The following is a 14,376-nucleotide window of genomic DNA, read 5'->3' as shown; positions in this document are numbered from 1 at the left end:
GGGTCAGTTGTCTTCTTCGCGGTTCTTGAAATGGGTGGCGAAATTGCAGGGCCGATGGCGGCTGTCGAGCTGCTCCAGGAGAATGCGCTCCCAGGCGGTCTCGCACGCATTGTTGGAGCCCGGCAGGCAGAAGATCAGCGTTTCGTTGGCGGAGCCGGCGAAGGCCCGGGACTGGATGGTGGAGCTGCCGATCTCGGTATGGGAAATCTGGCGGAAGAGCTCCCCGAAGCCGGGAATTTCACGGTCCAGCAGGGGCAGCACGGCCGCGGGCGTGTAGTCGCGGTGCGAGAAGCCGGTGCCGCCGGTCGTGAGAATGACCTGGACTTCGGGGTCGGCGATCCAGTCGCTCAGGATGCGGCGGATCTGGTAGACGTTGTCCTTGACGATGTCGCGGCGCACGCATTGATGGCCGGCCCGGGCCAGGTTCTGGGCGAGCAGGTTGCCGGACGTGTCGTCGCCCGCGCTGCGGGTATCGCTGACCGTCAGCACGGCGCAGGCCAGCGAAACGGGGCTTTCGTCGCTCATGGATGCTCCTTCTTTGTCGTTGAGGATTTTTTGCCGCTGGGCCGCCCCGAGGCAAAAACGGCCCCCTCGGGGGGCAGCAAGCGCGTAGCGTGCGGCGTGGGGGCCTTTTCATCCCAGGACTGCGTGCGGTCCTGGTCGGATTGGCGTTGTTCCACCCAGAAGCTGCCGCCGTCCGCGAGGGTTTCGCGCTTCCAGAAGGGCGCGCGCGTCTTGAGCGCGTCGATGATGTATTCACAGCCGCGGAAGGCGTCGCCGCGGTGGGCGCTGGCCGCCGCCACGAAGACGATCTGCGCGTTGCGCGGCAGCGCGCCGACGCGGTGCACGATCACGGTGCCGTCGAGGCTCCAGCGGGCCCGGGCGGTGGCGGCGATCTCTTCGAGCTCGCGCTCGCACATGCCGGGATAGTGTTCGAGAAAGAGCGTGTCGGTGGGCGAATCGGGCGCGTAGTCGCGCACGTAGCCCACGAAGGTGACGATGCCGCCCACGCCCGGCCCGGCGCGCTCGCGCAGCGCGGCCGTGAGCGCGGCGCCGTCGAAATCGGCTTCCTGGACGCTGATCATGGCGTTCACCCTCCGGTGACGGGTTCGAAAACCGCGACCTCGTCGCCCGCGCGGATGGGGGCGGAGGGCTTGGCGTGCGTCTGGTTGATGGCCAGCTTCAGGCGCGCCGCCGGGGCCAGCTGGGGATAGCGTTCGCCCAGGGCCGCGAGCAGTTGCGCGCCGGTGGAATCGCCTTCCACGGGCCAGGATTCGGAGCGCTTGCCGACCAGCTCGGCCACGCGCGCGAAGTAGAGAAGATTAATCGTTGCGCCACTCACCGCTTTTTCCTCCCGCCTTGTACTTAAGGCGAACATGTTCGATCACGATGCCCTTGTCGGCGGCCTTGCACATATCGTAGATGGTCAGCGCCGCCACGCTGCACGCCGTCATGGCTTCCATTTCCACGCCCGTCTTGTAACTGGTGCGGCAGGTGGCCAGGATGTCGATGCGGTGCGCGTCGTCGTCCAGCGCGAACTCGACGCCGACGAAGGACAGCGGCAGGCTGTGGCAGAGCGGGATCAGCTCGGCGCAGCGCTTGGCGGCCAGGATGGCGGCCACGCGGGCGGTATTGAGGACCTCGCCTTTGCCCTGGCCCGGCTGGGTCAGCAGGCCGTAGGCCACGGCGTTCATGCGCACGGCGGCGGTGGCGATGGCCACGCGCTCGGTATCCGTCTTGGCGATGACGTCGACCATGCGGACCTGGCCGGCTTCATCCAGGTGGCTCAAGGTAGGGGTGGACGTGGACATGAGGATCGGGAGCGATAATTGTTAATGATTGAAAAGAGCGGCCCCGGCTGGCCGGGCACGGCCGCTGATACGCCTATGATAGACGAGCGGTGCAGGGGGCGCGATAATCGCGCCTGTAGTCATTAGAAGGACGGGATCGCACGGCCTTCAATTCGTATCAGGAGACGCGCAATGCCCTTGCGGATGCCAAAACTTCGGTTCACACGCCGGGTCGGCAAAATTCTTCTGGGCATCGCGGCATTCATACTGGTTGTTTTCGGCGTCGCCGCCTGGCAGGTCCCCAAGATCCTGGGCAATGTCCTGACGCAAGACGTCTCCAAGATGATCGGGCGCGACGTCTCCGTCGGCAAGATCACGTTCAATCCCTTCACGCTGACCATCCGCGCGCGAGACCTCGCCGTGGCCCAGCCCGGCTCGCAGACCCCGCTGCTGACGCTGGCGGAACTGGACGCCAGCGCTGCCTGGACCTCCCTGTTCTGGTTCGCGCCAGTCGTCGATCGACTGACGCTGCGCGAGCCTAACATCGCCATCGTCCGCGAAGACGTCACGCGCTTCAATTTCTCTGATATTCAGCAACGCGTGGCCGAATTGACGGCCGCCAAGCCCGAAGAACCGCCCAAGCCGGACGAGGGCCTGCCCCGTTTCTCGCTGAACAACATGGTCATCGAGAACGGCTCCATCACGCTCGACGACAAGGTCACGGGCCGCAAGCAGGTCGTGGACGAGCTGGGCGTGGGCGTGCCGTTCATCTCCACCTTCGGGTACGCCACCGATATCGACGTCCAGCCCCGCCTGCACCTGCGGATCAACGGCAGCCCCTTCGACCTCACCGGCGTGGCGCGTCCGTTCGACGTGGTGCCGTCGTCCACCTTGCGGGTGGCCTTCGACGGCCTGCAGCTGGAGAAGTGGGCCGACGTCTGGCCCATGCCGCTGCCGTTCAAGGTGGAAAGCGCGCTGCTGGATTCCAACCTGCAAGTGGTCTTCGAGCAGCCCAAGGACGCCCCGCCCAAGATCCGCGTCGTGGGCGACCTGGGGCTGCGCCGGCTCGACCTGCGCGATACCGAGGGCCAGGGCCTGGCGGCCTGGAGCGCGCTGACCGTCAGCCGCCTGGAACTGGAACCCATCGCGCGCCGCGTCTACGTGGGCGAGGTCGGGCTCTGGGCGCCGCAGATCCACGTGCGGCGCCACGCCAACGAGCATTTGAACTGGCTGGACGTGGTGGCCCAGCTCAAGCAGCTGGGCGGCGTCGAGCCGACCGCCACGCCGGTGGCCGACAAGCTCAGGAAGGCCAGCGGGCTGAAACCCGCGGGCCAGGCGGCGCCCGCCGCGCCTGCCAATGGCGCCGCTCCCGCCGCGCCCGGCGCGACCGCGCCCGCTGCGTCCACCAAGGAAGCGGTTCCTGCCGCGACCGCGCCCGCTGCGTCCGCCAGGGAGGCTGCTCCCGCCGCGACTGCGCCTGCTGCGTCCGCGACCGCTCCCGCTGCGTCCAACCAGGCGGCCACTCCGGCCGCGACCGCGCCCGCCGCCCCCGCCAACGGGGCCGCTCCGACCACTCCCTCCGCCCCCGCCGATGGCGCGGCTACGCCTGCCGCTCCCGCCGACGGGGGCGCGCCGGCCGCGCCAGCGCCCGAGCCCGCGTCCGGGGAATGGAAGGTGACCCTGGACGCCTTCAACCTGCATGAAGGCGAGCTGTACGTCACCGACGCGATCAGCAAGCTGGACTACGTCATCACCGGCCTGGCCGCCACGGTCGAGGGCGTGGCGCTGCCGCAGGTCAAGGACGAGCCCATCAACCTGTGGCTGACCATGGACAACAGCACCGACGGCGGCTGGCTGCGCGCCAAGGGGCCGCTGGTCCTGAAGCCGCTGTCGCTGGAGCTGGGCGTGCGCCTGGGCAACGTGGCGCTGGCGCCGCTGGCCCCGGCCGTGCGCAGCGCGGCGCCGATCACGTTGCTCGACGGCCGGCTGGCCGCGGCGGCCCAGGTGCACGTGCGCGAGCTGAACGGCGCCGTGGACGCCTCCGCGACCGCGGTGCAGGCCGACCTGACCCAGTTCAAGGCGCGCGACGAATCCCTCAAGCCCGCGCTGGACATCGCCTTGCAGAGCCTGCGCGTGACCGCCGACCGGCTCGCCATGGGGCCGGGCCAGAGCAACTTCACACTGGCGGCCGCCGGCATCCAGGGCAACGGCAAGCTGGACCTGAAGGGCGCATTCACGCCGCAGCCGCTGACGGTCAAAACCTCCGTGGACCTGTCGGAACTGAATGTGGCCTCCTTCGCGCCGTACGCGGCGTCGAGCCTGAACGCCACCGTGCGCGCCATCACGCTGGGCGCGAAGGGCAACGCGGAATTCGCGGCCGCGGCCGGCAATACGCCGATGAAGGCGGGCTGGAAGGGCGGCGTCGAAATCACGGGCGTGGACCTCCAGGACCGGGTCAACAACGACGACTTCCTGAATTGGAAGCGGCTCGGCTTCTCCGGCATGGACATCTCGGTGGCCGGCGACAAGATCGGCGCCAAGCTGGGCGACATCGCGCTGGAAGACTTCTACGGCCGCGTGCTGCTCAACGCGCAGGGTCGGCTGAACGTCATGGACCTGGTGGCCGCGCCCGGCCAGGCCGGCGGATCCATCACGCAGGACACGCAGACCCCGGGCCGCAACGCCGCGCCGCCGCCGGCCGCTCCCGCCAAGGGCGGCGCCGGCAGCGCCATGCCCGACATCTCGGTCAACAGCGTCACCCTGAATCGCGGCCGCATGACCTTCACCGACCGCTTCGTGAAGCCCAACTACGTGGCCGAACTGTCCAGCATCGAAGGGTCGATCACGGCGGTCTCGTCCACCAATCCCCAGCCCGCCAAGGTCAAGGTCACCGGCCGCGTCTACACCACGGCGCCGCTGTCGATCAGCGGCATCGTGCAGCCCTTCGCCAAATACCTCACCCTGGACCTGAAGGCCACGGCCAAGGGCGTGGACCTGCCGCGTTTCAACACCTATTCCGCCAAATACGTGGGCTATCCGATCAAGCGCGGCAAGCTCTCGGTCGACCTGGAATACAAGATCAAGGACCGCGCGCTGCAGGCCACCAACCACGTGGTGCTCAACCAGCTCACCTTCGGCGACAAGACCAACAGCCCCGACGCCACCAAGCTGCCCGTGCTGCTCGCGGTGGCCCTGCTGAAAGACTCGCGCGGCAACATCGACATCAACCTCCCGATTTCCGGATCGCTGGACGATCCCGAGTTCTCGGTGGGCGGAATCGTCGTCCGCGTGCTGATGAACCTGGTGGTTAAGGCCGTGACCTCGCCCTTCAGCCTGCTGGCCTCGGCCTTCGGCGGCGGCGAGGAACTCTCCTACGTCGAGTTCGCGCCCGGCAGCGCGGCGCTGACCGACGACAGCCAGCAGCGCATCGATACGCTGATCAAGGCGCTGACGGACCGCCCGGCGCTGAAGATGGACATCAGCGGCCGCGCCGATCCCAAGACCGACATGGAAGGCCTGCGCCAGGCCTGGATCGAGGACCAGATCCGCGCCGCCAAGGCCGCCGACACGGCGCCGCGCGGCAAGAAGCCGAACCCGGCCGGCGTCCAGGTGTCGGCCGCCGAGCGCGCCAAGTACCTCGAAGAGGTCTACGATGACGCGGATATCAAGGATAAGCCGCGCAACTTCATCGGCATGGCCAAGTCGGTCCCGGCCGCGCAGATGGAGGAGATGCTGCGCGGCGTCGCGCCCGTCGGCGAAGAGCAGCTGCGGCAATTGGCGGATGCCCGCGCGCAGGCGGTTTATGAGAAGCTGCAAGCCCAGGAAGGACTCGCGGAACGGGTGTTCATCGTTGCGCCGCAACTGGACGCCGATGGCATCAAGGACGAGGGGCTGCCCTCGCGCGTGGACTTCTCCCTGAAGTGAACCAGGCTGGTCCCGATGGCGGTGCAAGGCCGCCTTGCGCCAGCTTTTTGCCAGGAGATTCTCGATGAATGACCAGGACGCGCACTTCGACAGCCTGCTTCCGCCCCTGAGGCTGGACCGGCGGGGTTTCATCGCCACCACGGTGGCCACGGGTTTTTCGCTGGCGGCCGGCCAGGCGGTGGCGCAGACCACCATATCCACCGACGCCGGCGGCCTCGTGGCCGGCAAGATCGACATCCCGACCCAGGACGGCAAGATCCCCGCCTACCGCGCCGCGCCGCAGGGCAAGAAGGGCCTGCCCACCGTGATGGTGGTGTCGGAGATCTTCGGGGTGCACGAATACATCCAGGACGTCTGCCGGCGGCTGGCCCACCAGGGCTACCTGGCCATCGCGCCCGAACTGTTCGCCCGCCAGGGCGACCCGTCCAAGTACACCGACATCCCCAAGCTGCAGGCCGAAGTGATCAGCAAAGTGCCCGACGCCCAGGTCCAGCGCGACCTGGACACGACGGCAGCCTGGGCCGCCGCCAACGGCGGCGATCCGGACCGCCTGGGCATCGTGGGTTTCTGCTGGGGCGGCCGCCAGGTCTGGCTGTACGCCGCCCACAACCCGAAGCTGAAGGCCGGCGCCGCCTGGTACGGCCAACTGGGCGGACAGCCCAGCGAACTGAAGCCCCGATCGGTGCTGAGCGAGGTCAACGCGCTGAAGGCCAAGGTGCTGGGCGCGTACGGCGGCAAGGACGCCGGGATTCCGATGGCGGACGTCGACAAAATGCGGCTGGAGCTGGCGCAAGGCCCCGCGGCCGCCAAGGGCTCGCGGATCGACGTCTATCCCGACGCGCCGCACGCCTTCCACGCCGACTACCGGCCGTCCTACCGGAAGGCCGAGGCGGAGCAGGCCTGGACGCGAATGCTGGATTGGTTCAAGCAGAACGGGCTCTGAGCGTCGCGGGTCGAGGCGGGCTTGGCGATCACCGACTTACGGCCGGCCGGGGGGCGACGGACGCCTGAAGCACTCAAAGAAACCTACTGCGCCTTCTCCCCCGGCAACCCATCGCTGACCTCCGCCAACGCCCCCTTCATTTCCTCATACCCCATCACCCTCTCATTCTGAAACCCGCCCAGCACCCCCCGGCACCCATCCACGCCGGATCGCTTCATCTCGTCCATCATGGCCTTCCCCTCCGCCTGCCCCTTCTGGAACAGCGCGTCATAGGCGGCCGGGGAAAATCCGTATTCCTGGGCGTACTGGAGCAGATTCTTGCGGGAGGTGGCCTGGTGCTGGGCCAGGTCGGGTTCGGAAGCCCCGCAGGCGCGGGCGGCGCCGTTGGAGGCGCCGGCGGCCATGACGAAAGAGTCGTACTGGACCTGCTCGCTGGCGTCCGGGGCCGCCCAGGCGGGGGAGGTGGCGCCCAGCATCCAGGCCAGGCCGATCAAGATCTTGCGCATCGGTGGATCTCCGCTAGGGCCTGTTAACACTAAAAGGAGCCTCGCACAGGCCCGTAATCGGGCGCCTGGCTAGGCGCAGACGCTGCCGCGTGGCTGTGCCACGCAAAGTGGCTGCAACGACGCCAGGCGCCCGATTATGAGCCTGCCCGAAGGGTGAGTACCCCAATGGGCGCCTCTCTGCGTTGCGAATGCTCGCCATGGTTCCGCCACGACTGCGCTTCGCGTCTTGATAACCGCCCATTGGGGTACTCATGCGAGGCTCCTTTTAGTGTTAACAGGCCCTAGAGGCCCGGGCGCCGGCCGGCAAGGATTTCCGTCACATTATGGCAATCAGCCGTTTCGGCGCCATGAGGGGCCGGTGTGGAGTCGTTTCAGACTGTTCATCTTCTTTTCCCGGACCTCGCCTGGCAGCAAGGCGGCCGCGCAGGAACTATGATGGAGCCTGTGGGGCGCTCCTGCCCCAATGCATTGCCCTTTTACCCTTGGAGATCCCCCATGACGATCAAAGTCGGCGACCGCGTGCCGGATGGCACCCTGACCGAATTCATCGAAACCGAAACCGCCGGCTGCTCGCTGGGCCCCAACGCGTTCCAGGTCGCCGACCTGGCCCGCGGCAAGACCATCGCGCTGTTCGCCGTGCCGGGCGCCTTCACGCCCACCTGCTCGGCCAAGCATCTGCCGGGTTACGTGGAACAGGCCGCGGCCCTGAAGGCCAAGGGCGTCGATGAAATCTGGTGCGTGTCCGTCAACGATGCGTTCGTCATGGGCGCCTGGGGCCGCGAACAGAAGACCGACGGCAAGGTCCGCATGCTGGCCGACGGTTCCGCCCTGTGGACCCAGGCCCTGGGCCTGGAGCTGGACCTGATCCAGCGCGGCATGGGCGTGCGCTCGCAGCGCTACTCGGCCCTGATCGTCGACGGCGTGGTCAAGCAACTCAACATCGAGGCGCCTGGCAAGTTCGAAGTCAGCGACGCCGCCACGATGCTCTCCCAAGCCTGACCCAACGCAGTTCCCGTTTTACCGCTTAACGCGGCGGGCCGCCTTCGCGGCCCGCCGCGCTGCCGCCAGCAGCGGTTGCCCACGCCATGCTCGCCACCCTCTCCTCATTCTCGTCGCTCTATTTCGCGACCTTGCTGATGCTCATCGGCACGGGTCTTTTCAACACCTACATGGGCCTCAGGCTGACGGCGCAGTCCGTCAGCGAAGTGTGGATCGGCGCCCTGATCGCCGGCTACTACCTGGGCCTGGTGTGCGGGGCGCGGCTCGGCCACAAGCTGATCATCCGGGTGGGCCACATCCGGGCGTTCGTCGCCTGCGCGGCCATCGCCACCAGCATGATCCTGGCCCAGACCCTGGTGGAATCCATGCCCTTGTGGCTGGTGTTCCGCGTCATTTCCGGCATCGTCATGGTGACCGAGTTCATGGTCATCGAAAGCTGGCTCAACGAGCAGACCGAAAACCATCAGCGCGGACGCGTCTTCTCCGTCTACATGGTCGTGTCCGGCCTGGGCACGGTGCTGGGGCAGCTGGCCCTGACCGCCTACGCCACGCTGGACCTGCGGCCCCTGACCCTGGTGGCGATGTGCCTGGTGCTGTGCCTGGTGCCCATCGCCGTCACGGCGCGCTCGCACCCGCCCACGCCGCTGCCCGCGCCGCTGGACATCCGTTTCTTCATGCGGCGCGTGCCGCTGTCCATGACGGTGCTGTTCGTGGCGGGCAACCTGTCCGGGGCCTTCTACGGCCTGGCCGCGGTCTATGGCGCCAAACACGGGCTTTCCACCTCGCAGGCGGCCATCTTCGTGGCGGCCGCCGTAACCGCCGGCCTGCTCTCGCAATGGCCCATGGGCTGGCTGTCCGACCGTATCAACCGCGCCGGCCTGATCCGCTTCAATGCCTTGCTGCTGGTGCTGCTGCCCACCGTGATGTGGGGCTGGATCACGCTGCCGTACTGGGCGCTGGTCGCCATGTCCTGTGTCTTCGGCGTGCTGCAGTTCACCCTGTATCCGCTGGGCGCGGCGTTCGCCAACGACCACGTCGAATCCGAGCGCCGGGTCAGCCTGTCGGCGGTGCTGCTCATGACCTACGGCGTGGGCGCCTGCGTGGGCCCCATGATCGCCGGGGTGCTGATGTCCGTCGCCGGCCCCAGCATGTACTACGTGTTCATCTCGGCCTGCGCCCTGATCCTGGTCTGGCACGTGCGCCCCACGCGCGTCACCGGCGCCCACCAGGTCGACGAAGCGCCGACGCACTTCGTGCCCATGCCCGACACCCTGCAAAGCTCGCCCGCCGCGGCGGTGCTGGATCCCCGCGTGGATCCCGAGAACGACATCGCCATGGAAATGGCGCATCCCGATCCTTCGGCCGCGCCGCCCGCGGCCGACCCCGCGCCGGTGCCGCAGGACCCGCCCCAGGCCGAGGACGACGCCGACGCCGAACGCCAGGTCCGCACCGGCACTTGAGCCGGCGATGGCGCCCTTACCAGGGCGCCATCAGCACGATGGCCCCCAGCGCCAGGGCGATGCCCAGCAGGTTGAGCCGCGACAGCGGCTCGCGGAAGGCGAGCGCGCCGACCAGCGTGCCCAGTGTGATCACGCCCATGTTCATCGAGGCGAACACCAGCGCGGGATGCTCGGGCAGCGACTGGTGCGCGCGGATGTAGGTCAGGATATTGCCGAAGTTCGCCAACCCCAGCACCACGCCGGCCGCCAGGTGCCTGGCCTGGCAGCGCACCCGCCGCAGCAGCAGGTAGGCCAGCATCAGCAGCCCCGCGATGACGAAGGCCAGGAGCAGCCCGCCGGCGAAGGCGGTTCCCGCGCGGGCCACCTGCTTGAAGAGGATGTCGATGACGCCATAGCCCAGCCAGACGGCCAGCGGCCACAGCCAGGCGGCCCGGCCGTGGTCGGGATCCGCGGCTGCGTTCGCGGGCCCCTGGACGGGACCCACGCGGCGCAGCAGGCAGGTCAGCGCGCCGGCGGCCAGCAGCGTCGCGACCAGCTTGCGGGCGCTGGGCGGCTCGCCGAACAGCAGGAAGGCCGCCAAGAGCGGAATGAACAGCGACAGCCGCTGGGCGGCGTCGCTGCGCACGATGCCGGCGTGGCGCACGGCCGCGGCCATCGCCAGGAACACGCTGGGCAACAGCACGCCCAGCGCGGCCAGCACCAGCCAGGGCGTGCGCGGCGTGAGCAGCCCGGCGGCATCGGGCCGCAGCACGGCCCAGCAGAGCAGGGCGGCCACCAGGTAGTTCATGGCGATGGCTTGCCGCACGTCCACCTGCCAGCGCCGGGCCAGCTTCAGCAGCACGGCCACGGTCACGCTGCAGGCCACGCTGGCCAGCAGATACAGGAGGCCCGGGGTCAGCGGCACGCTGCCGCTTCCTGGCCGGCATGGCCGGCCGCGTCGATCCGCATGCCCAGGCGCGCCAGGAGGCGCTGGTCGGCTTCCATCTGGGGATTGGCGGTGGTCAGCAGCGCATCGCCGTAGAACATGGAATTGGCCCCGGCCATGAAGCACAGCGCCTGTAGCGCATCGTCCATCGCCTCGCGGCCGGCCGACAGCCGCACGGCGGCGCGCGGCATGGCGATGCGTGCCACGGCGATGGTGCGCACGAACTCGAACGGATCCAGCGCCTCCACGCCGGACAGCGGCGTGCCTTCCACCTGCACCAGGTTGTTGATCGGCACGGATTCGGGGTAGGGCTCCATGCTGGCCAGCTGCGCGATCAGGCCGGCGCGTTCGCGGCGCGATTCGCCCATGCCCACGATGCCGCCGCAGCACACGTTGATGCCGGCGTCGCGCACGCGGTCCAGCGTGTCCAGGCGGTCCTGGTAGGTCCGGGTGGAAATGATCTTGCCGTAGAACTCGGGCGAGGTGTCCAGATTGTGGTTGTAGTAGTCCAACCCGGCCTGCTTGAGCTGCTCGGCCTGGCCGTCGCGCAGCATGCCCAGCGTGACGCAGGTTTCCAGTCCCAGCGCCTTGACGGCACTGACCATCTCGGCCACGGCGTCCAGGTGGTGCGGCTTGGGGCTGCGCCACGCGGCGCCCATGCAGAAGCGCTGCGCGCCGCCGGCCTGCGCCTTGCGGGCCGCGGCCAGCACGTCGTCCAGCGGCATCAGCTTGTCGGCGTCCAGGCCGGTGTCGTAGTGGGAGGATTGCGGGCAGTAGGCGCAATCCTCGGGACAGCCGCCGGTCTTGATCGACAGCAGGCTGGACAGCTGGATGGCGTTCGGGTCGAAGTGGGCGCGGTGCGTCTGCTGGGCGCGGAACACCAGGTCCATGAAGGGCAGTTCGTAGAGAGCCAGGATGTCGGCGGCGCTCCAGGCGGGGGCCGTGCCGGGCCGGGCGGACGAGGGAACGGGGATGTAGGCGGTCTGCATGAACGGGCTCCTGTCGGTCTTGCGGAATCGAGCCGCTTGCTGGGCAAGGGCAGGATCGGCGGATCGTAAGAAGCCGCGCAGGGTTTGCGCAATGCAGGCCGTAAGGCCGAAATTAGGGGGTAATAATGGTGTTTTTAGATGTAAATGACGGATTTTGGCGAGCGGGGATCGCTAACTCGGCCTCATCTTCGGGGACGCGGCGAGGCCGATTATTTTGAATCAAATTGTAAATTTCGAGATCACTCTGCCCGCCGCTTGTCGCTCTTGCGGCTGGTTTCATGGCCGGTGATGCCGCGGTCGCGGGCCCAGACGATGGCGGCGCTGCGGCGGTGCACGCCGATCTTGCTGTAGATCGTGGCCACGTGGTTGCGCACGGTATTGCGCGACAGCTTGAGGCCCTTGGCGATGCCGTCGTCGTCGTGGCCCTGGCACATCAGCCCCAGCACCTCGCGTTCGCGCGACGTAAGCTGGGCCAGTTCGCCCACGTCGCGGGTGGCGGGCGCGGGCTGGCGCAGCTGCGCCAGCTTTTCGATGATGCCGCGGCTGAACCAGGAGGTGTCCTGCATGACGGCCTCGATGGCGGTCAGCAGCTCGGTCTCCGAGCGTTTGCGCTCGGTGATGTCCTGCATCACGATCAGCACGCGCCGCTCACCGCCGATCATGACGGGCTCGGCCGACACCAGGCAATCTAGCTGCCCGCCGTCGCGCGTGAGCAGCACGGCCTCCCGGTTGCGGGCGCTCTCTCCGCGCTTGAGGCTCGCGGCCATGCCTTCGTAGGGCTGCAATCCCAGATCGGTCAGGGCCTGCCCGACGCAGCTCTCCACGCTGGCGCCGACGGCCTCGGCGCAGGCGTCGTTCACTTCCAGCACGCGCAGGTTGTCGCCTTCGCACAGCGCCATGGGCACGGGCGCCAGGCGGAAGGCTTTCGAGAAGCGTTCTTCGCTTTCGCGCAAGGCGAGTTCGGTGCGCTTGCGGGCCTCCAGGTCGATGAAGGTGAACAGCATGCAGGGCTCGCCGTTCATATCGATGGGCTGTCCCGCGACGATCACGAATTTCTCGTTGCCGTCGGCCAGCTTGATCACGCCTTCGCGCTGCGCGATGGTCTGCCCTTCGTCGAGCCGCGCGACCGCCGTGTCCTTGTCCTCGCCGCCGTCCAGCACGTCCAGCTCGTAGGCCGATTTGCCCAGCACGGCCTCGCGCGTGTAGCCCGTCATTTCGAGGAAGCCCTGGTTCACCTTCACGTAGCGCAGGTCGGATAGCCGACAGATCAGGGCGGGCGCGGGGTTCGCGTTGAAGGTGCGCTCGAAGCGTTGCTCGGCGTTGATCTGCTCGGTCTGGTCGTGCAGGATCAGCACGCGGAAGTCCGTGCCGTCGCTGCCTTCCAGGTTCAGGCCGCGCGCGCGCACGTTGCGCAGGAATTCCTCGTCGTCCTTGCGGCCCAGGTCCAGCAGCAGGTCCTCGAACGGCTCGGCCGCCGCCAGGCGGTCCAGCGGATACTGGCGGGCGGGCACGCGGTGGTGGTTGCGGTAGGTGCAGGTGTAGCGCTTGCGGTAGCCGGCGGGCGTGTCGCCCAGGTCTTCCAACTGGTCCACGCCATGGAGATCGAGCGCGCTGGCGTTGGCCCAGGCGATGGCGCCATTGGCTTCCAGCAGGATGATGCCTTCGTTCAATCCAGCGATGATGCTCTGGAGGTGCTGGCGGTGCGCATGGGGGGCGGCGTTCGCTGTCACGTAGTCCTCTTCGTTTCGCGGGGCGTGAACGCAAAGGATGAAGGCGCGCCGACTTGCTGTCCAGATGTCGAAACGGACGAGTCTTAGCGGCGGGGAGGCGTGCCCCGCGCAAAAGCCGGGAGCAGAAATGCAAAAAGCTCCGGAAACCGGAGCCTTCGATGATGGCTGTAAGCGAAACCTGCGACGGGGCGCAAGGTGCTTGGCGGAGCGGACGGGGCTCGAACCCGCGACCCCCGGCGTGACAGGCCGGTATTCTAACCAACTGAACTACCGCTCCGCAGCGGTGTGCTTCAACGTCTTCAATACGCCGCGGTGTCAAGGCAGCGGGTACCACATGCCAGCGAACTGGCGTCCCCTAGGGGATTCGAACCCCTGTACTCACCGTGAAAGGGTGATGTCCTAGGCCTCTAGACGAAGGGGACCTGAACGAACAGCAATCTTACTACCGTACTGCTTACTGGTGGAGGTAAGCGGGATCGAACCGCTGACCTCTTGCATGCCATGCAAGCGCTCTCCCAGCTGAGCTATACCCCCCAGGATCCTCGTTGCCCACACTGCCGGCAACCAGGCTTCACACCCTAAAAAGCAAAAAGCCCCGAATACGGAGCTCTTGAAAGACCTCTAGCGAGAGCTTTTGGCGGAGCGGACGGGGCTCGAACCCGCGACCCCCGGCGTGACAGGCCGGTATTCTAACCAACTGAACTACCGCTCCGCAGCGGCTTACTCAACTACTTGGTCACTTCAACTGCATCTAGGTACTGCATTTACTGCTGCCAGCGAACTGGCGTCCCCTAGGGGATTCGAACCCCTGTACTCACCGTGAAAGGGTGATGTCCTAGGCCTCTAGACGAAGGGGACCTGGAACTGCAAAACAGGTACTGCATTCTTCGCTTTGGACTGGTGGAGGTAAGCGGGATCGAACCGCTGACCTCTTGCATGCCATGCAAGCGCTCTCCCAGCTGAGCTATACCCCCGTTTCTCTAATCAATCCTCTTCAACGTCTGGCGAATTTCCTGTTTGATCGCTCACGTTTTACCGTGTGTTTTCAGCAGGTTTTCGTCTTTCGTTGCCGGTTTTGTTTAGTGCCGTTGGCGAAGAAACGAGATTATG

At 67.3% G+C, this 14,376-nt stretch carries 11 protein-coding genes, 6 tRNA genes and 1 pseudogene; 4 read left to right on the top strand and 14 right to left on the bottom strand.

What is annotated here, in order from left to right:
* Window positions 1-3: 3 nt before the first annotated feature.
* From moaB to moaC, 4 genes and pseudogenes are all read right to left on the bottom strand, one after another.
* The gene (gene moaB, locus ADE01S_RS23460; protein ID WP_062684146.1) at window positions 4-525 is read right to left on the bottom strand and encodes a molybdenum cofactor biosynthesis protein B; all 522 of its coding nucleotides are present in this window, start codon (window positions 523-525) and stop codon (window positions 4-6) included.
* A gap of 107 nt (window positions 526-632) precedes the next feature.
* Window positions 633-1,085: pseudogene (locus ADE01S_RS23455) on the bottom strand (molybdenum cofactor biosynthesis protein MoaE); the annotation flags it as partial.
* A gap of 5 nt (window positions 1,086-1,090) precedes the next feature.
* Entirely contained in the window at window positions 1,091-1,342 is a 252-nt protein-coding gene (locus tag ADE01S_RS23450) for a MoaD/ThiS family protein (protein WP_062684145.1), read from the bottom strand.
* On the bottom strand, window positions 1,323-1,811 hold the full coding sequence (moaC, locus tag ADE01S_RS23445) for a cyclic pyranopterin monophosphate synthase MoaC (protein ID WP_062684144.1): 489 nt from the start codon (window positions 1,809-1,811) through the stop codon (window positions 1,323-1,325). Before moaC ends, ADE01S_RS23450 begins: the two co-directional genes overlap by 20 nt.
* Window positions 1,812-1,982: 171 nt before the next feature.
* Between moaC and ADE01S_RS23440 the strand changes: the two genes are divergently transcribed.
* Window positions 1,983-5,714 (top strand): DUF748 domain-containing protein, encoded by a 3,732-nt coding sequence (locus ADE01S_RS23440; RefSeq protein WP_062684143.1) that lies wholly within the window; start codon window positions 1,983-1,985, stop codon window positions 5,712-5,714.
* Window positions 5,715-5,778: 64 nt separating this feature from the next.
* Complete coding sequence (locus tag ADE01S_RS23435; protein ID WP_062684142.1) at window positions 5,779-6,657, top strand: dienelactone hydrolase family protein; 879 nt, start codon at window positions 5,779-5,781, stop codon at window positions 6,655-6,657.
* A gap of 83 nt (window positions 6,658-6,740) precedes the next feature.
* On the opposite strand, the gene ADE01S_RS23430 is transcribed toward ADE01S_RS23435, so the two are convergent.
* The gene (locus ADE01S_RS23430) at window positions 6,741-7,163 is read right to left on the bottom strand and encodes a hypothetical protein (RefSeq protein ID WP_062684141.1); all 423 of its coding nucleotides are present in this window, start codon (window positions 7,161-7,163) and stop codon (window positions 6,741-6,743) included.
* A gap of 495 nt (window positions 7,164-7,658) precedes the next feature.
* On the opposite strand from ADE01S_RS23430, the gene ADE01S_RS23425 reads away from it, so the two are divergent.
* Both ADE01S_RS23425 and ADE01S_RS23420 read left to right on the top strand, forming a co-directional pair.
* Window positions 7,659-8,162: a peroxiredoxin gene (locus tag ADE01S_RS23425; RefSeq protein WP_062684140.1), complete on the top strand. Its 504-nt coding sequence runs from the start codon at window positions 7,659-7,661 to the stop codon at window positions 8,160-8,162.
* An 86-nt stretch (window positions 8,163-8,248) separates the two neighbouring features.
* Window positions 8,249-9,622, top strand: a complete 1,374-nt coding sequence (locus tag ADE01S_RS23420; RefSeq protein ID WP_062684139.1) for an MFS transporter — start codon at window positions 8,249-8,251, stop codon at window positions 9,620-9,622.
* Between the two features lie 16 nt (window positions 9,623-9,638).
* Here the strand turns inward: ADE01S_RS23420 and ADE01S_RS23415 are convergent, their stop codons facing one another.
* The 9 genes from ADE01S_RS23415 to ADE01S_RS23375 form a co-directional block, all read right to left on the bottom strand.
* Window positions 9,639-10,520, bottom strand: a complete 882-nt coding sequence (locus tag ADE01S_RS23415; RefSeq protein WP_062684173.1) for an EamA family transporter — start codon at window positions 10,518-10,520, stop codon at window positions 9,639-9,641.
* On the bottom strand, window positions 10,517-11,536 hold the full coding sequence (bioB, locus tag ADE01S_RS23410) for a biotin synthase BioB (RefSeq protein WP_062684138.1): 1,020 nt from the start codon (window positions 11,534-11,536) through the stop codon (window positions 10,517-10,519). The genes ADE01S_RS23415 and bioB overlap by 4 nt, the downstream gene beginning before the upstream one ends.
* 239 nt (window positions 11,537-11,775) lie before the next feature.
* Window positions 11,776-13,266, bottom strand: coding sequence for a helix-turn-helix transcriptional regulator (locus tag ADE01S_RS23405; RefSeq protein WP_062684137.1), 1,491 nt, complete (start codon window positions 13,264-13,266; stop codon window positions 11,776-11,778).
* A 200-nt stretch (window positions 13,267-13,466) separates the two neighbouring features.
* Window positions 13,467-13,543 (bottom strand) — tRNA-Asp (locus ADE01S_RS23400).
* Window positions 13,544-13,612: 69 nt separating this feature from the next.
* Window positions 13,613-13,688: transfer RNA gene (locus ADE01S_RS23395), tRNA-Glu, on the bottom strand.
* 36 nt (window positions 13,689-13,724) lie between these two features.
* Window positions 13,725-13,800, bottom strand: a tRNA-Ala gene (locus ADE01S_RS23390).
* A 101-nt stretch (window positions 13,801-13,901) separates the two neighbouring features.
* Window positions 13,902-13,978, bottom strand: a tRNA-Asp gene (locus ADE01S_RS23385).
* 70 nt (window positions 13,979-14,048) lie between these two features.
* Window positions 14,049-14,124: transfer RNA gene (locus tag ADE01S_RS23380), tRNA-Glu, on the bottom strand.
* Between the two features lie 40 nt (window positions 14,125-14,164).
* Window positions 14,165-14,240, bottom strand: a tRNA-Ala gene (locus ADE01S_RS23375).
* Between the last annotated feature and the right edge of the window lie 136 nt (window positions 14,241-14,376).

Source organism: Achromobacter denitrificans NBRC 15125, from assembly GCF_001571365.1.
In the GTDB taxonomy this organism is placed as follows: domain Bacteria; phylum Pseudomonadota; class Gammaproteobacteria; order Burkholderiales; family Burkholderiaceae_B; genus Achromobacter; species Achromobacter denitrificans.
The sequence above is the reverse complement of the archived record's forward strand: the minus strand, read 5'-3'. Positions and strand labels throughout refer to the sequence as shown.